The 17,694-nt window shown below is 44.4% G+C and carries 14 protein-coding genes; 3 read left to right on the top strand and 11 right to left on the bottom strand.

Annotated elements, in window-relative coordinates; all coding sequences use genetic code 11:
• The 3 genes from QVP90_RS01180 to QVP90_RS01170 form a co-directional block, all read right to left on the bottom strand.
• Nucleotides 1–685 (bottom strand): DNA alkylation repair protein (locus QVP90_RS01180; RefSeq protein ID WP_288203670.1); only part of this gene is annotated, 685 nt, incomplete at its 3' end.
• Nucleotides 686–791: 106 nt separating this feature from the next.
• Nucleotides 792–2,840, bottom strand: a complete 2,049-nt coding sequence (locus tag QVP90_RS01175) for a dipeptidyl-peptidase 3 family protein (protein ID WP_044094046.1) — start codon at nt 2,838–2,840, stop codon at nt 792–794.
• A gap of 205 nt (nt 2,841–3,045) precedes the next feature.
• Nucleotides 3,046–3,510 carry a helix-turn-helix domain-containing protein gene (locus QVP90_RS01170; RefSeq protein ID WP_005929403.1) on the bottom strand — a complete coding sequence of 155 codons (465 nt, stop codon included), beginning with the start codon at nt 3,508–3,510 and terminating at the stop codon, nt 3,046–3,048.
• A gap of 291 nt (nt 3,511–3,801) precedes the next feature.
• Here QVP90_RS01170 and recQ point away from each other — a divergent pair, with 291 nt between their 5' ends.
• Nucleotides 3,802–5,607: a DNA helicase RecQ gene (recQ, locus tag QVP90_RS01165; protein WP_007481373.1), complete on the top strand. Its 1,806-nt coding sequence runs from the start codon at nt 3,802–3,804 to the stop codon at nt 5,605–5,607.
• Nucleotides 5,608–5,751: 144 nt separating this feature from the next.
• On the opposite strand, the gene QVP90_RS01160 is transcribed toward recQ, so the two are convergent.
• Both QVP90_RS01160 and cysK read right to left on the bottom strand, forming a co-directional pair.
• Complete coding sequence (locus tag QVP90_RS01160; RefSeq protein WP_021935462.1) at nt 5,752–6,573, bottom strand: tetratricopeptide repeat protein; 822 nt, start codon at nt 6,571–6,573, stop codon at nt 5,752–5,754.
• 173 nt (nt 6,574–6,746) lie between these two features.
• Nucleotides 6,747–7,697 (bottom strand): cysteine synthase A, encoded by a 951-nt coding sequence (gene cysK / locus QVP90_RS01155; RefSeq protein ID WP_021935461.1) that lies wholly within the window; start codon nt 7,695–7,697, stop codon nt 6,747–6,749.
• A gap of 88 nt (nt 7,698–7,785) precedes the next feature.
• Between cysK and QVP90_RS01150 the strand changes: the two genes are divergently transcribed.
• Together QVP90_RS01150 and QVP90_RS01145 are read left to right on the top strand one after the other, a co-directional pair.
• Nucleotides 7,786–9,618: an LTA synthase family protein gene (locus QVP90_RS01150; protein ID WP_172680703.1), complete on the top strand. Its 1,833-nt coding sequence runs from the start codon at nt 7,786–7,788 to the stop codon at nt 9,616–9,618.
• Nucleotides 9,619–9,637: 19 nt separating this feature from the next.
• A complete protein-coding gene (locus QVP90_RS01145) occupies nt 9,638–10,303 on the top strand; it encodes a phosphatase PAP2 family protein (RefSeq protein WP_005929393.1) in 666 nt (221 codons plus the stop codon).
• 238 nt (nt 10,304–10,541) lie between these two features.
• Here the strand turns inward: QVP90_RS01145 and leuB are convergent, their stop codons facing one another.
• The 6 genes from leuB to QVP90_RS01115 all read right to left on the bottom strand — a co-directional run bounded on the left by leuB (nt 10,542) and on the right by QVP90_RS01115 (nt 17,590).
• The gene (gene leuB / locus QVP90_RS01140; RefSeq protein WP_005929391.1) at nt 10,542–11,642 is read right to left on the bottom strand and encodes a 3-isopropylmalate dehydrogenase; all 1,101 of its coding nucleotides are present in this window, start codon (nt 11,640–11,642) and stop codon (nt 10,542–10,544) included.
• A 101-nt stretch (nt 11,643–11,743) separates the two neighbouring features.
• Complete coding sequence (locus tag QVP90_RS01135; RefSeq protein WP_005929389.1) at nt 11,744–13,273, bottom strand: alpha-isopropylmalate synthase regulatory domain-containing protein; 1,530 nt, start codon at nt 13,271–13,273, stop codon at nt 11,744–11,746.
• Complete coding sequence (leuD, locus tag QVP90_RS01130; protein ID WP_007481360.1) at nt 13,252–13,842, bottom strand: 3-isopropylmalate dehydratase small subunit; 591 nt, start codon at nt 13,840–13,842, stop codon at nt 13,252–13,254. The genes QVP90_RS01135 and leuD overlap by 22 nt, the downstream gene beginning before the upstream one ends.
• Before the next feature lie 121 nt (nt 13,843–13,963).
• On the bottom strand, nt 13,964–15,361 hold the full coding sequence (gene leuC / locus QVP90_RS01125) for a 3-isopropylmalate dehydratase large subunit (RefSeq protein ID WP_021935460.1): 1,398 nt from the start codon (nt 15,359–15,361) through the stop codon (nt 13,964–13,966).
• 60 nt (nt 15,362–15,421) lie between these two features.
• Nucleotides 15,422–16,918, bottom strand: a complete 1,497-nt coding sequence (locus QVP90_RS01120) for a 2-isopropylmalate synthase (RefSeq protein ID WP_007481357.1) — start codon at nt 16,916–16,918, stop codon at nt 15,422–15,424.
• A 402-nt stretch (nt 16,919–17,320) separates the two neighbouring features.
• Nucleotides 17,321–17,590 carry a hypothetical protein gene (locus QVP90_RS01115; protein ID WP_021935459.1) on the bottom strand — a complete coding sequence of 90 codons (270 nt, stop codon included), beginning with the start codon at nt 17,588–17,590 and terminating at the stop codon, nt 17,321–17,323.
• Between the last annotated feature and the right edge of the window lie 104 nt (nt 17,591–17,694).

Genomic DNA, 17,694 nt, shown 5'->3' with positions numbered 1-17,694 from the left:
GCTCCCTCTCCCACGGAGAGGGGTGGGGAGAGGCCTCTTCTTTCACCGTATTATATAATACCTGTTCGGCTTCTACGGATGAATCTTTCATGCCTTCTACCAGACGGCAGACCTGGAATGCGTGTTCTTCACTGTGCTGCATATATTTACGGATGGCAAGCAAAGCGGCATTACGCACATGATAGCTGCCGGAAAGAACAGCACAAACAGCCTGATCCAGAAATTCTCCGGCAGGACGCTCGGCCATATCCCCTTTTTTCATCAGCAAACGGGCAATAGTAAGGAAACCGCAAATCTGCGCATACTCCTCTTCCGAAGCGATCCAATGGAATGATTTGGCCGGAGCATAAGGCAAGTGTTGAAAAAGATTCATACAGGTAAGCTCCGCTATCTCGATATTCGGCATGTTCTCTACCCATATATCTGCGATTTCCGGAAAGAAAGTCTCTACCGGCTGTAACAATCCTGCAAGAATTTTACACTCACGAATATCCTCTTTCCATAGGGTTTGTGCCAGTTCATGATTCTTCTCATATGCAGCTGCTATACTTTTGATCCGAGGCAACTCCACCCCGAAATTAAGTTTATAGTTTAAGCCCTTCTCACGCATACTTTGAGACACAACCCCGTTCATCGAAAGCCGGAGTTGTGTCTTGATATCTTTCAGTTGTTCTTTTATATCCATTGTTTTTTTAGTTACAAGTTACAGGTTACAGACCACAAAGCAGAGGTTACAATACTAATATACAACATATTAACCACGCGTACCACTCACAGTTCGTAGCTTGCAACTAATTCACAGAAGGCAATGGAGAGTAGTCCTTACTATAACGTAACATCTGCTCTGCATATCCCTCGTCATAAGTTACGGTAACATCGGTTACTGCCCCGTTCTCATCCGTTACCGCCTCATATTTAGGATTCACAAATCCCTTGTATGGGGCAAGATTAAGTTTCTTATAACGTTCCAAGACTTCTGCATGAAGAGTAGGATCTACTTTCACGGCATAATCTTCTACCAATGCACGGGCAGCCGCAAAATCACCGGTAGATTTAATACGCTGAATCTCCGCCAGCAACTCACCGAAAAGTTGACGTACTTTTTCATAATCATTCACTGCCACATAAGTCTTACCGTCCTTCTTCACCAACTCTACCACTTTATCGGCAGCACCTTTCTCAAATACCCAACGGGCGATAAGCTGACGGTTACGCATATGTGCCTCTTCCACCGTATTACCCGGCTGGATACGTACCAATTGTGTCATCAGCCCGTTCATGAGATAAGTGTAATACTGCGCTTTATACGCTTCATTGCTGGGAAGCAGCCCCAACTCGACCAGTTTCGGATCAGCCACATAATACAATCCGAAAAGATCGGCACGCGCCTCTTCAATGGTAGAACCGTAAGCCTTCAAGGCATCCGGATCGACTCCCGGAAGCAATTTACCGGAACCATGCCCTAAACATTCGTGCAAGTCGGTATGCAGTTCATCCGTCAAGTCCGAGTACCGGTCTATCAGTGCGATCTCCGCATCACTGTATACAAACTCTTCGTTAAAGCCATTACCGTGGGCAGCTTTATTATAAGCATCCGTGATATTTCCAATGGTTACGGACTTGGAACCATGGTGCGCACGTATCCAGTTCGCATTAGGCAGATTGATGCCGATAGCCGTTGCAGGATAAAGATCACCGGCAAGAATAGCTGCAGTTATCACTTTCGCAGAAACTCCTTTCACCTGATCTTTCCGGAACCGGGGATCTACCGGAGAATGATCTTCAAACCATTGCGCATTGCTGCTAATCACTTCCGTACGGTGTGTAGCCTCCAAATCCTTGAAATTAACAAGAGATTCCCAACTGGCCTTCATGCCGAGCGGATCACCGTAGCTTTCGGTAAAACCATTTACGAAATCAATACGGGAGTTCAAGTCTTTCACCCACAAAATGGCGTATTCGTCAAAAGTCTTTAAGTCGCCCGTCTCATAAAACTCGATCAGCTTACCGATGGCAGCTCTCTGCGCTTCATCTTCGGCCACCCCTTCGGCTTTCTTCAACCAATAGACGATCTTTTCAATGGCTTGCGTATAAAGTCCGCCAACTTTCCATACTTTCTCTTGTATCTTACCATTCTCTTTTACCAAACGACTGTTTAAGCCGTATGAAACCGGCGTCTCGTCTTTCGGATCTTTCATCTTATTGTAGAAAGCTTCCGCTTCCGCCTGAGTCACTCCATCATAATAGTTACAGGCAGAGGTCAGTATCAGATCTTCACCATCGGCTTGATTCACCCGTTTAGGCAGAATAGCCGGATCAAAAATCACCGGGAATATTTCTTCGCACAATTGCTCCTTTGTCTGACCTTCAGAGAGAGGAAGCAAGGAAGCATCGATGCCCGTCACCGCCTGTTTAAGGAAATCCTGAGAGAAACCAGGTACGAACTTCTCCGAACCATAATGATGGTGAATGCCGTTAGAGAACCATACCCGTTTAAGATACGTCTCCATATTTTTAAAATCGGCGCTGTTCTTGTCTCCCTTGTAGTTAGTGTATACGGCTTCCAGCATTCGCCGGATACGCAAGTTATACTTTCCATTCTGATCAAAGAGGATATCACGTCCTTCGAGTGCAGCCTCCGTGAGATAATAAATCAATTCTTTCTGTTTCAGCGACAGGTCCTCAAATCCGGGAACCCGGTAGCGCAATATCTGTAAATCGGCAAATTGTTCCACTGTATAATCAAATTTATCTGCCTGGGCAGTCGTTGTTTTGGCACCGCCGCATGACGTCAGCACAGTAGCGGTTACAGCCATCGAAATAATAAGATGCTTTTTCATAAAAAGGGGGAAAGCCTCTTCCCAGCCTTCCCCGTGGGAGAGGGGGCTAAGTTAGCTTGATTACCGGTTAATAAATAATAATAGTATCTACACCCCCTCTCCCACGGAGAGGGCTGGGGAGAGGCCCCAAATCACAAAAAGGAAGCATCCCGGGATTTTTCAGCCCGGAATATTTCCTTTTCTATTCTACATATTAAATACGTTGTTACTTCTTGCTCTCAAGGTGTTCTTTGCGATAACCATTAGGAGTCTTACCTACATTCTTATAGAAAGCGGCATAGAAAGACTGACGGTTAGCAAAACCAACCATTGCACTGATTTCTTCCACATTCTTATCTGCATATCTCTTGTCTGTCAATAAATGCAAAGCGTCTTTCACTCTGTATTCGTTCAGCAAGCAAGAATAATTCTGGCCGAAACGAGAATTAACTACTGCGGATAAATAACGCGTATTCGTTTTCAGTTCTTTCGCCAAATCCTTTGCAGAATAGTCAGGATCTCTGTACTTCTTCTGAACGACAACGATATTCAATATCTTGTCATACAATTCATCTGCAAGTTCCGGTCTGATTAAAGAACGATACGCTGCTTTCTTCTCTTTCTTCTCCCTCAAGTTATAAGGGCGCTTCTTCGGAGTCTCTTCCTGTTTTTTGTTTTCTAAATTACTCATTGAAATTAACTGGTTAGGGTTTGTTTTTAATTATTGCTACAATGGAGCAATATTTCCATGTCACAAATTTCGGACATTATTTTCACATATGCAACTTTTGAGTATATATTTTTTATAACTGAACTATCAAAATGATGAAATTTGTGAGAAAGAACATAGAGAATAAGAAACTTTAACTTCCGGAGGGGGTGTTTTCGATCACAGATTATTTAATTTCCTGCCATCATCTATCAATATAGATGATAGACCGAAGAAAATAGTACCTTTGCAAAAAGTTTCAAAATACGAACCATGATCCAAACACTGAAAACCTACTTCGGTTATGAAAGTTTCCGCCCCCTGCAAGAAGAGATTATCCAGAATTTACTGGATCGGAAAGACAGCCTGGTATTAATGCCCACCGGAGGAGGAAAATCGATCTGCTACCAACTCCCTGCGCTGCTTTGCGAAGGTACTGCCGTCGTGGTATCTCCGCTTATATCATTGATGAAAGACCAGGTAGAAACGCTCCGGGCCAACGGAATAGCCGCAGGAGCACTGAACAGTAGCAATGACGAAACCGAAAATGCCAATCTGCGGCGTGCCTGCATCGAAGGCAAACTGAAACTCCTCTATATATCTCCCGAAAAACTGATCACCGAAATCGACTATCTGCTGCGGGACATGCATCTTTCCCTCTTTGCCATCGACGAAGCACACTGCATCTCGCAATGGGGACATGATTTCCGCCCTGAGTATGCTCAAATGGGCATATTACATCAGGTATTCCCGCATATACCTATTATCGCACTGACAGCCACAGCCGATAAGATCACGCGTGAAGACATCATACGCCAACTGCATCTCACCGATCCGAAAGTGTTTATCTCTTCTTTCGACCGCCCCAACCTCAGCCTGGCCGTGAAACGGGGATACCAACAGAAAGAAAAGAGCAGGACCATACTGGAATTTATCGACCGGCACGCCGGTGAGTGCGGCATCATATATTGCATGAGCCGCAGTAAAACAGAGACCGTAGCACAGATGTTACAAAAGCATGGAATACGCTGCGGAGTCTATCATGCGGGGCTTTCAACCCAGCAACGGGATGCAACGCAGGACGATTTCATCAATGACCGTATACAGGTGGTCTGCGCCACAATTGCCTTTGGAATGGGGATTGACAAATCAAATGTCCGTTGGGTGATCCACTATAATCTTCCCAAAAGTATCGAGAGCTTTTATCAGGAAATAGGCCGGGCCGGGCGAGACGGAATGCCAAGCGACACCCTCCTTTTCTATTCTTTGGGAGACTTGATCCTGCTCACTAAATTTGCCACTGAAAGCAACCAGCAATCAATCAATCTGGAGAAGCTGCAACGGATGCAGCAATATGCAGAAGCCAACATTTGCAGGAGACGGATTCTTCTGAGCTATTTCGGCGAGAAAGTAGAAAAGGATTGTGGTAATTGTGATGTTTGCCGAAACCCTCCGGAACAGTTCGATGGCACGATAATTGTGCAAAAAGCACTCAGTGCAATTGCGCGTACCGGAGAACAGATAGGAACAAGCATGTTAATTGACATTTTGCGTGGATCATTTTCCTCCGAACTCGTAGAAAGAGGATACGAAAAGCTAAAAACTTTTGGAGTCGGACGTGATATTTCAGCCAGAGACTGGCAAGACTATTTATTACAAATTCTGCAAATGGGCTTTTTCGAAATTGCATATAATGAAAATAATCATTTGAAAATTACGGAAATCGGAAATGACATACTATTTGGACGAAAAAAGACAAAATTAGTGGCCATCCGACGAGAAGAAAACACAACCTCCAAAAGGAGGGGAAAAAAGGTGGTTGTCAATAAAGAACTGCCTTTGGGACTAACAACAACTGAGAACAAAGATTTGTTCGAAGCTTTACGCGGACTCCGCAAACAATTAGCCGAACAAGAAGCAATTCCCGCCTATATAGTTTTATCGGACAAAGTACTGCACCTGCTCAGTATGGCACAACCCACAACAATCGAGGAATTCGGTAGTATCAGTGGTATAGGAGAGTATAAAAAGAAAAAGTACGGTAAGGAGTTCATCGAACTGATACGTCAATTCAAATGAAAGATAACGGAAAATACCGAATAAGATACGGTAATATATAGTGTTTCACAGTTGTGAGACGATCGTCACTCAATTGAGAAACGTGCGTCTCACAGTTATGAGACGATCATCTCACAATTACGAAACGCCCCGCATCCAAGCAACTTATTTACATTGTTTCAGCTTCTCATACAGATCAGACGGCGGTACTCCGAGAGAAATCGCCTTTTCATAATCGGCTTTGGCAAGTGCTTTCCTCTTCTGAAGCAGATAAATGTCACCACGAAGCAAATAAGCATCCATCAATGATGAAGACAAGCGAATCGCTTCTTCAAGATCGACAAGAGCCAGTTCCAAATGTTCCATCTCCCGTTCTATATCGGCACGGGCCACATAAAGAGTAGCGTCATCCGGATTTTCTACCAGCAATTTATTTACCAGTTCAAGAGCTTCCCGGAATTTGCCTTCTTTCTGTTCGAGAGTAGCCAACCCGAGACGGCCGGCATAACTCTTAGAATCCAGTTCCAACAACCGGTCATAGTCGAGACGCGCCGCTTTATAATCACGCCGGACAGTATAGATATAGGCCCGCATCAATAAAGCTTCCTTATTGCCCTTATCGGCCTCGAGCGCTTCGGAATAGTCCAGAAAAGCACGATCGGTCATTCCTTTCTCCATATAAATAGCAGCACGATCCAATAGGATAGGTACGGCATTAGGAGCGATATTCAATGCATAAGTATACGATTGAAGCGCATCATCATAACGTCCTAACCGACGCTGCACCAATCCGAGATTGGAAAACAGCAACGCATTATGAGGATTGGACGGTTCGAGTTTCATAGCCTGTACCAGCAGATCTTCTGCCTGCGCCAAGCTGTCTCTTTCTATACAGTCTATCGCCTTTTCAGAAAGTTCACGATAGGTTTGAGCGGAAACCGTCAAAGAAGAGAAAAAGAGGAGGGAAAAAACAAAGATTGACTTCATCATACTAATAATTTAATAATGTGCAAATATGCCAATGTGCCAATTGGCTGCGCTAAATAATATACCAATGCATATAATATACCAAGTGTCCAATGAATAATTTATTAATTATCCAATTCATTCTTTCAATTCCCCAATTGGCATATTGGCACATTGCCACATTGGCCAATTATTCAGTCCAACGGATACGCATCGAATGCAAACAACTCCGTCGACAAGTAGCGCTCCCCCGTATCGGGCAATAATGCTACAATCATCTTGCCGGCAAACTCCGGACGTTCCGCTAACTTCCGCGCCGCATAAACGGCTGCACCGGAAGAAATACCGGCCAATAATCCTTCCGTAGCAGCAAGTTCGCGCCCGGCACGTATCGCTTCATCATCGGGTACTCCCATTACTTCATCTACCACGAAAGCATCATAAATCTTCGGAATAAAATTGGCACCGATTCCCTGTATCCGGTGAGGGGCAGCCACACCGCCAGCCAACACCGGAGAAGCGGCAGGTTCAACAGCCATTACATAAACAACGGGATTGTGTTTTTTCAATGCACGAGCCACACCACAGATAGTTCCACCGGTTCCTACCCCGGCAACGAAAGCAGCAATCTGTCCTCCGGTATCTTCCCATATTTCTTCTCCTGTGGTACGTTCGTGTACAGCCGCATTGGCAGGGTTCTCAAATTGCTGTAATATGACCGAACCGGGAATCGTAGCTTTCAGTTCCTGTGCTTTTGCAATAGAACCGGACATGCCGGCCATACCATCCGTCAACACAATCTGCGCTCCTAACGCTTTCAGCAGATTCCGGCGTTCAAGACTCATTGTCTCCGGCATGGTCAGTATCAGACGATAACCTTTAATGGTAGCTACCATCGCCAATCCGACACCGGTATTACCGCTTGTAGGCTCTATTATGGTGGCTCCCGGCTTCAAAAGTCCCCGTTCCTCGGCATCTTCTATCATCGAAAGCGCAACACGGTCCTTCACACTTCCGGCAGGATTAAAGGCTTCGAGTTTGGCCACAATATTTCCTTCCAAGCCATACTTAGCGCTATATCCGGACAGCTCCATCAATGGAGTATGCCCGATCAATCCTATCAGATTCTTTGCTACTTTTTTCATAATTATCACTGTTTTACATCAGTTAATGTGCAAAGATAAAGAAAAGTATAGTACCTTTGCCTGCGTTCAATCTTTTTAAGTATATCGTATGAAGAGAAGACTTATACAATTCATTACTACCTATTTTCTTTTTGTATTTATCTTTATTCTGCAAAAACCCATTTTCATGGCTTATTATTATACCTTATATAATAAGGTGTCATGGACGGACTGGTTCAGTGTAATCGGACACGGGCTTCCACTCGATCTGTCACTGGCAGGATATCTGACCATTCTTCCCGGGTTACTGCTGATAGCATCCGCATGGACAGACTCACGGATATTACAACTGATACGCCGCATCTATTTCACCATCATATCCATATTGCTCTCCTGCATATTTATAAGCGACCTCGGCCTATATGGTTATTGGGGTTTCCGGCTCGATACCACACCATTGTTTTATTTCTTCTCTTCTCCCAAAGATGCTCTTGCCAGCGTCAGCCTATGGGTGGTGGCCGGAGGTATTCTTGCGATGGCGGTTTATGCAGCACTTTTATATTTCGTCTTCTCATGGATACTGGTTAACGAAAAACGTCCGTTAAAGATACCTTATCGCCGTTTGAGCGTATCCGGAGTACTCCTGTTGGCTACCGGTCTGCTTTTTATCCCGATACGCGGAGGATTCAGCGTATCAACCATGAATTTAGGCAGAGTTTTTTTCAGTGCCGACCAACGGTTGAACCATGCCGCCATCAATCCGGCTTTCAGCCTGTTGGATTCCTTTTCCAGACAGGCGGATTTCGATAAACAATATCGCTTTATGCCTGCTGAAGAGGCAGATATTTTATTTTCCGAATTGACGGATAAGCCCGTGACAGATTCCATCCCCCGCTTGTTCAACACGGAACGTCCTAACATTATCATGATCATACTCGAAAGTTTTTCTTCACATTTGATGGAAACACTCGGTGGTGAACCCGGTATAGCGGTCAATATGGACGAATTTGCCAAAGAAGGTATCCTGTTTACCCATTTCTATGCCAACAGCTTCCGCACCGACCGGGGCTTGGTATCCATCATTAGCGGATACCCCGCCCAGCCTACTACGAGTATCATGAAATATACCCGTAAAACACAGAGTCTTCCTTCCATTCCTGCCAGTCTGAAGAAAGCAGGATACGACCTGCAATATTACTACGGAGGCGATGCCGATTTCACCAACATGCGTTCGTATCTGGTATCTACCGGGATTGAAAAGATCGTTTCCCAAAATGATTTTCCCGTCTCCGAACGTCTCAGTAAATGGGGAGTACACGATCACATCCTGTTCCACCGGATCTTGACAGACTTAAAGACCGAACCGCAACAGGAGCCTTTTTTCAAGATTTTACAGACGTCCAGCAGTCACGAGCCATTCGAAGTACCTTACAGCAAATTGTCGAATGCCAAACTGAATGCTTTCGCCTATACCGACAGTTGTGCCGGAGATTTTGTACGCCAACTCAAAGAAACCCCTCTTTGGAAAAACAGTGTCGTTCTTTTCGTACCCGATCATTTAGGTGTATACCCCGAAAGTATAGACCATCTTTCGCCCGAGCGCTATACCATTCCCCTAATCCTGACCGGAGGTGCGGTAAAAGAACCGCAGAGAATTACAGCTTACGGCTCACAAATCGACATAGCCGCCACCTTACTGGCACAGTTAGGACTACCTCACGATGATTTTACTTTCAGCAAAAACATCCTTAATCCGTCTTCACCTCATTTCGCATTTTTCACTTTCCCCAATATATTCGGAATGGTTACAGCCGATAATGAAGTGGTATTCAACTGTGAATCAAATACAGTTGCGATGGATGAAGGAACACACCAAGGTGAAAATCTGAATAAAGGAAAAGCATACTTGCAGAAACTATACGATGACCTCGCTAAAAGATAAACATTAAAAAACCACAAAGATGACATACCAACTATTACAATCACTCACCGAAGCAGACCAGAGCCTGCTGCTTTATCTGAACGGGCTGCACAATACATTCGGTGATTATTTCATGCCAGTCTTTACCGGCAAGTGGATATGGGTACCGATGTACGCCGGCATATTATACGTATTATTGAAAAACTATAACTGGAAAGTTACCCTGCTTTGCCTGATAGCAATCACCCTTACCATCACATTCGCCGATCAAGTTTGCGCCACCCTTATCCGTCCGATCGTAGAACGTCCCCGACCCTCCAATCCGGCAAGTCCGATTGCCGACCTGGTACATATCGTCAACGGAAGACGGGGCGGTGGTTTCGGATTCCCGTCCTGCCATGCTTCCAATTCGTTCGGCTTGGCTTTTTTCCTCGTATTCCTGTTCCGTAAACGATGGCTCAGCCTGTTCATCTGTATATGGGCTACTGTCAATTGCTATACCCGCATCTATTTAGGATTACATTATCCGGGAGACCTGATAGTAGGGATGCTGGTAGGTTTGTGCGGTGCCGCACTTATGTACTATCTGCTACGAAAGGTGACAAAAGAAGATTTCAGAAATGCCCGGCAGACAGAGGTTCCCATTTATATCGGACTATTGACTACTGTGGGAATCCTGATCTATTCGGCGATACATACAATATAAAACGGCAGCCTCTCCCCAGCCCTCTCCGTGGGAGAGGGAGCTAAGTTAGTTTTGTAACTAATTGATAGACAAGAGTATCTGTACACTCTCTCTTACGAAGAGGGTTGGGGAGAGGCTTCAAAACTGATTAGCCATGAGCTAATTACTATTTTTCAAACAAAAGAACAAATAAAATACCTGTAAAAGCTATGCAGGAAATATGTTCTTTTGTTCTTCTGTCTTCTGAATCGATTCAAGACTAACTTAGCTCCCTCTCCCACGGAGAGGGCTGGGGAGAGGCTGCCTTTCGAACATAATCGACAATCCACTCTCCTACCTCTTTCGTACCATATTTTTCACCACCGGTCACCTGTATCTCCGGAGTACGTACATTAGCATCCAAAGAAGCGTCCACCGCCCGGCGGATCAGTGCTCCCTCTTCTTTACAGTCGAAATACTCGAAAAGCATAGCTACTGAAAGAATCTGCGCCAACGGATTGGCAATATTCAATCCTTTCGCCTGTGGCCATGAACCGTGAATCGGCTCGAATACCGGAGTACTTTCACCGGTCGAAGCTGAAGGCAGCAATCCCATAGAACCACTGATAACCGAACCTTCATCCGTAAGAATGTCTCCGAAAGTATTTTCCGTCACCATCACATCAAAGAATTTCGGTTCCTGTATCATCTTCATAGCCGCATTATCCACAAACATATAATCTGTGGTCACTTCAGGATAAGCAGGTGCCATCTCCTGTGCGATCTGACGCCACAAACGGCTGGAAGCAAGCACATTTGCCTTATCTACCACCGTGAGGTGCTTACGGCGCTTCATCGCATATTCAAAAGCCGTCTTCAAGATACGTTCTATCTCGGGACGGGTATACATGTTCGTATCATAAGCCTTGTCATTATCCTGGTATTTTTCACCGAAATACATACCACCGGTCAATTCGCGGATACAAAGAAAATCAGCCCCTTCTACCAGTTCGGCACGCAAAGGCGACTTATGAACCAAGCATTTAAAAGTCTGGACGGGACGTATATTTGCAAAAAGCCCCAACTTCTTGCGCATAGCCAGCAATCCCTGCTCCGGACGCACCTTGGCAGTAGGATCATTATCAAACTTCGGATCACCTACGGCAGAAAAAAGCACGGCGTCAGCATCCTTGCATATCCGGAAAGTCTCTTCCGGAAAAGGATCGCCTACCTTATCTATCGCATCCGCACCGCAAATAGCATATTCATAATCTACTTTATGTCCAAACTTCTCACAAACGGCACTCATCACCTCCACACCTTGTACGGAAATCTCCGGCCCGATGCCGTCTCCCGCTAATACAGCAATTTTAAAATCCATGTTAATTAGTAAATTAGTGATTAGTGACAAGCGGTTAACGGATAGTAATTACCGGTTGTTTTCCGCCAATCACTTATCACTAACCACTTTTATCACTATTATTAATATTCTTCTATTATATTCAGCATCTTAATCGTAGCCTTGATGGCTGCTTCTGTCTGGTCAGCGTCCAATCCACGGGTACGGAATACTTTCTCGCCGAAACTCCAAGTGATGACCGTCTGCACGAAAGCATCGGTACGGCCTCCGGGAGGAATACTCACGGCATAATTTATCAGCATCGGGAATTTACGTCCCAAGGTCACTTTGTATATTTTGCGCAATGCACGCACAAAAGCATCGTACTGACCGTCACCGGATGAACTCTCTTCGTACACCTGCCCGTCTATTTCAACACTCAATGTAGCCATAGGCTTCAATCCGTTTGCCAACGTCACAAAATAGCTCTTGAGTTTCACCTTATTATTCATGCCATCGTGCTTCAATACATCAGAAATGATATACGGAAGATCCTCCTGCGTCACGAGTTCTTTCTTATCACCCAGCTCGATGATACGTTCGGTTACTTTCCTCATAGATTCTTCATCCAACTCGAGTCCTAAGCTTTCGAGATTCTTACGTATGTTCGCCTTGCCGGAAGTTTTGCCTAAAGCATACTCGCGTATCCGCCCGAAACGTTCGGGCAAAAGATCATTGCAATAAAGGTTACTCTTATTGTCGCCATCCGCATGCACGCCGGCTACCTGTGTGAATACATTCTCACCAACAATCGGCTTATTGGCCGGTATCACAATACCGGAATAAGATTCCACTACCCGGCTTACATCGTTCAGACGGCTCTCATCAATATTGGTAATAGCATTGAAATGGTCTTTCAGGATAGCCTGCACACTTGCCAAAGGAGCATTACCCGCACGCTCGCCCAGACCATTGATGGTAGTATGAAGCCCTTTCACGCCACTCAACACGGCAGCAAGCACATTACTCACCGCCAAGTCATAGTCATTGTGAGCATGGAAGTCGAAGTGGGTATCCGGATAACGCTTCTTCATCTTCCGCATGAACTCGATCACCTGCAACGGATTCAGAACACCTAACGTATCAGGCAACATGAAACGTTTGATACTGGTCTGTTTCAATGCATCGACAATCCGGAACACATATTCGGGAGAATCCTTCATACCGTTACTCCAGTCTTCAAGATACACATTGACTTCGATATCCAATTCGTTGGCATAATCCACTACGGCAAGAATATCTTCAATATGCTCTTCAGGAGTTTTCTTCAACTGATAAGTACAGTGCTTCAGCGAGCCTTTACACAATAAATTGATGACACGGCATCCGGTAGCATGAATCCAATCCAGCGAAGTACGACCGTCCACAAATCCCAAGACCTCTACCTTTTGCAGCAGATTTCTACGGGCCGCCCAGTCACAGATCATCTTTACCGCGTCGAATTCCCCTTCAGACACCCGTGCCGAAGCCACCTCCACACGGTCTACCTTCAGTTCTTCCAGCAACAGTCGGGCTATCATTAGTTTTTCATGAGGCACAAAAGACACTCCACTGGTCTGTTCACCGTCGCGGAGGGTTGTGTCCATGATTTCTATTTTGACGCCTTTTCCCATTGTTCTATCTTTTCTTTGTTTGTCAGCAAGAAGTCTATATCATCCAATCCATTCATAAGGCAATGCTTCTTATACGCATTGATTTCAAAAGATTCGCTTTTCCCGGTGGCTTTATTGGTTATGGTCTGCTCCGGCAAGTTCACCTCTACTTCCGTCTTCGGATTCTTGAAAATAGAATCAAACAGTTCTGCCAGGAATTCTTCGGTTACCACCACCGGCAACACAAAATTGTTCAACTCATTATTTTTATGAATATCGGCAAAAAAGCTACTCACCACCACCCGAAAGCCATAATCGGCAATGGCCCACGCAGCATGCTCACGGCTCGAACCCGAACCGAAATTCTTTCCGGCTACCAGAATCTGACCGCCATAAGTAGGATCATTCAGTACAAATGATTCGATCTTATTTCCCTGTTTGTCATAACGCCAGTCGCGAAACAGATTTTCTCCAAACCCCTCTTTCGTCGTCGCTTTCAGAAAACGTGCCGGTATAATCTGGTCTGTATCTACATTCTCCAATGGCAGAGGTACACATGTACTTGTCAGTATATTGAATTTTGCTTTCATCTTTTTTATTTACGATTTAACGATTTACTATTTACGATTGATATTACTTTTGACTTACACAGACGATCCCGATTTACGAACTTACTTCGACCGTAAACGGTAAATCGTCCAATCGAAAATCCTATCTCATCATTTCTCTCGGATCGGTAATCACCCCGGTCACCGCTGCCGCAGCAGCAACAAGCGGACTTGCCAGCAATGTACGCGCCCCCGGTCCCTGACGGCCTTCAAAGTTACGGTTGCTGGTAGATACGGAATATTTGCCTGCCGGTATTTTATCATCATTCATTGCCAGACAAGCTGAACAACCCGGCTGGCGGATAGCAAAACCGGCTTCTTCCAAAATTTTATCCAATCCCTCTTCCCGAATCTGCTCGTCTACCATCCAAGAACCGGGAACCAACCATGCAATCACATGATCGGCTTTCTTCCGTCCTTTCACCAAAGAAGCAAAAGCCCGGAAATCCTCAATACGCCCATTGGTACAAGCCCCCAGAAATACATAGTCAATCTTCTTACCCAGTAAAGACTCTCCCGGCCGAAAACCCATATAATCCAAAGATTTGATAAAAGACGCCTTCGTCGTTTCGTTCATATCATCTGTAGTCGGGATAAATTGTGTGATTCCCATACCCATACCCGGATTTGTTCCGTAAGTAATCATCGGTTCGATATCCGCAGCATCAAAGCGTACCTCCTTATCGAAAACGGCATCCTCTTCACTCTTCAACGTTCTCCAATAAGCCAACGCCTTCTCCCACTCTTCACCTTTCGGTGCATTTTCACGACCTTTGATGTATTCGAATGTAACTTCATCCGGAGCTACCATGCCACCGCGTGCGCCCATCTCGATAGAAAGATTACAAAGTGTCAGACGACCTTCCATCGTCAAGTTACGAATCGCTTCCCCCGCATATTCCACAAAATATCCGGTTGCACCACTGGTCGTCATCTTCGACATCATATAAAGTGCAATGTCTTTGGCAGTAACTCCTTCACCCGGTTTTCCATCCACCGTGATACGCATCGTTTTTGGACGCGACTGCAAAATACATTGTGATGCCAATACCATCTCTACCTCACTGGTTCCGATACCGAAAGCCACTGCCCCCATTGCTCCATGAGTAGAAGTATGCGAATCTCCGCAGACAATCGTCATACCCGGCAAAGTCAACCCACGCTCCGGACCGACTACATGTATGATACCGTTCCTTTTATCCATCATCCCGAAATGAGTCAGACCGAAATCCTTCGCATTCTTTGTCAAGGTATCCACCTGTGTTTTGGAAACAGGATCTTCGATCGGCTTATCCTGATCATGCGTCGGCGTATTATGATCCGGCATACAATATATCTTTTCCGGACGGAAACATTTGATTCCACGTGCACGCAATCCTGCAAAAGCTTGCGGACTGGTTACCTCATGACAATACAATCTGTCGATATAAAGTTGTGTAGGACCATCTTCCACCGTAGTTACCACGTGTGCATCCCAGATTTTATCAAATAATGTATTCATTTGTTTATTTACGATTTTACAATTTACAAATTACGATTGAAATACTCTAACTCCTGTTGTCTATTTGCTGAACTTATTGATACAGTCGATATAGGCTTCTACGGATGCGGCAATAATATCGGTATTGGCACCAAAGCCGTAATACATCTGGTTATCATATTCTACCTGCATGTGTACTTTACCTACATCATCACTACCTTTACTGATTGCTTGAATCGTAAACTCTTTCAAAGTCATATGACGGTCTATTATTCGTTTCAACGCCTTAATAGCAGCATCTACCGGCCCATTTCCACTGGCGGCCGCTTCAAACTTCTCACCGGCTATATTCAATCCGAGACTGGCAACGGAACGAACTCCCACTCCGCTCGTCACCTGAAGATATTCCAATTTAATACGATGGTTCTGACTGCGATCGGCTCCTGCCAATACAAGAATATCATCATCATGAATATCTTTTTTACGATCAGCCAGCTTCAAGAACTCTTCATATACCTTATCCAATTTATCCTGATCAAGCGTCACTCCCAGCACAGAAAGACGATTCTTCAAAGCAGCACGTCCACTGCGGGCTGTCAATACAATGGAATTATCATCAATACCCACATCTTTCGGGTCGATGATTTCATAAGTCTGTACATTCTTCAACACACCATCCTGATGGATCCCCGATGAATGGGCAAAAGCATTTCGTCCGACAATCGCTTTGTTAGGCTGTACAGGCATATTCATCAAGCTCGATACCATCCGGCTCGTCGGATAAATTTTATGTGTATTGATATTCGTTTCAATATCGATCTCATGATGACTCTTGATAATCATGGCTATCTCTTCAAGTGCAGTATTTCCAGCACGTTCACCAATACCATTAATGGTCACTTCCACCTGACGGGCACCGTTCAAAACTCCGGCTATCGTATTAGCAGTGGCCATACCCAAATCATTATGGCAATGTGTAGACAAGATCGCTTTCTCAATACCCGCCACATGTTGCATCAGATATTTGATTTTCGCACCGTATTCCGAGGGCAGGCAATAGCCGGTTGTATCCGGAATATTCACTACAGTAGCCCCTGCCTTAATAACGGCTTCAACCACACGGGCCAAATATTCATTATCCGTACGGCCGGCATCCTCCGCATAAAACTCTACATCATCTACAAAGCGACGGGCATATTTCACTGCTGCTACCGCACGCTCGATAATCTCTTCACGGTTCGAATTAAATTTATACTTGATATGAGAATCAGATGTACCGATTCCTGTATGGATACGTTTACGCTTGGCAAATTTCAAAGCATCCACCGCCACATCAATATCCTTTTGCACCGCACGTGTCAAAGCACAAATCGTGGGCCATGTCACCGCTTTAGAAATTTCGATTACTGAATTAAAATCACCCGGACTGGAAATGGGAAACCCCGCTTCAATCACATCTACACCCAGTATTTCCAGCGCCTTCGCTACTTGAATTTTTTCTACTGTATTCAACTGGCATCCCGGAACCTGTTCACCATCCCTAAGCGTGGTGTCAAAAATAAATAATCTGTCACTCATTGTTTTTTATTGTTTTTATCGGATTATACATCATCAAAAAAGCCTTTCGCACCGGGAAGTGAGAAAGGCTTTCGTATATTTTCATCATACACATCTATACGCGACACTCACTTCCACTAAGCCCTGCCAGTAGAATAATAATACCACACAATAGAATATATATAAATGATTGATTCATGTTATTGTCTTCTTTTATATTTTGACGATGCAAAGGTAGAGATTATTTCTTTCCCACCAAATAAAACGTTACTTTTTTATTCAAAAAAATATCATTCCATAAGAATAATTGCTATTTATCAATAAATATATCACAAAATCCTGTGAATTTCTATAATAAAAAATGGGAATAAAACACATATACATGTCTTATTCCCATTCATTTACACGTTTAAATACCGTAGCTTACTTTTTGTCACATTTTTTTTCGCAATCTGCTTTCTTTTCGCAATCTGCTTTGTCCTTGCAGCATGCTTCTTTATCCTTGCAGCATGCTTTCGTCGAATCACAAGCAGCAGAATCAGCTTTACAACAAGGAACTGTCGCAGCAGCTTCTACCGTTTCTACTTCTACCGTTTCTGAAGTCACCTCTGAATTTGCAGGTTTGTTACCACAAGAAGTCAATGCAAAAGAGAATGAAACTGCAAGAGCAGCCAGAAATAATTTAGTTTTCATACTTAAAAATTTTGCTTTAAACATTAAATTAATAAAAGTTGATGCCGCAAAGATAAGAAAATCTGCGATACATACAAAATAAACGCGAAAATCCCCTTGCCCCC

This window comes from Bacteroides sp. CAG:189 (assembly GCF_000432295.1).
GTDB lineage: Bacteria > Bacteroidota > Bacteroidia > Bacteroidales > Bacteroidaceae > Bacteroides > Bacteroides salyersiae.
This window is presented reverse-complemented; position numbering and strand designations above follow the sequence as displayed.

Bases quoted from the DNA above. Each gene is read 5' to 3' on its own strand.
- QVP90_RS01150 (WP_172680703.1), top strand. From the start codon at position 7,786: ATGAAGAGAAGACTTATACAATTCATTACTACCTATTTTCTTTTTGTA.
- leuD (WP_007481360.1), bottom strand. From the start codon at position 13,842: ATGAAAGCAAAATTCAATATACTGACAAGTACATGTGTACCTCTGCCA.
- leuB (WP_005929391.1), bottom strand. From the start codon at position 11,642: ATGGATTTTAAAATTGCTGTATTAGCGGGAGACGGCATCGGGCCGGAG.
- QVP90_RS01115 (WP_021935459.1), bottom strand. From the start codon at position 17,590: ATGAAAACTAAATTATTTCTGGCTGCTCTTGCAGTTTCATTCTCTTTT.
- QVP90_RS01170 (WP_005929403.1), bottom strand. From the start codon at position 3,510: ATGAGTAATTTAGAAAACAAAAAACAGGAAGAGACTCCGAAGAAGCGC.
- QVP90_RS01175 (WP_044094046.1), bottom strand. From the start codon at position 2,840: ATGAAAAAGCATCTTATTATTTCGATGGCTGTAACCGCTACTGTGCTG.
- QVP90_RS01160 (WP_021935462.1), bottom strand. From the start codon at position 6,573: ATGAAGTCAATCTTTGTTTTTTCCCTCCTCTTTTTCTCTTCTTTGACG.
- QVP90_RS01120 (WP_007481357.1), bottom strand. From the start codon at position 16,918: ATGAGTGACAGATTATTTATTTTTGACACCACGCTTAGGGATGGTGAA.
- cysK (WP_021935461.1), bottom strand. From the start codon at position 7,697: ATGAAAAAAGTAGCAAAGAATCTGATAGGATTGATCGGGCATACTCCA.
- QVP90_RS01135 (WP_005929389.1), bottom strand. From the start codon at position 13,273: ATGGGAAAAGGCGTCAAAATAGAAATCATGGACACAACCCTCCGCGAC.
- leuC (WP_021935460.1), bottom strand. From the start codon at position 15,361: ATGAATACATTATTTGATAAAATCTGGGATGCACACGTGGTAACTACG.
- recQ (WP_007481373.1), top strand. From the start codon at position 3,802: ATGATCCAAACACTGAAAACCTACTTCGGTTATGAAAGTTTCCGCCCC.
- QVP90_RS01145 (WP_005929393.1), top strand. From the start codon at position 9,638: ATGACATACCAACTATTACAATCACTCACCGAAGCAGACCAGAGCCTG.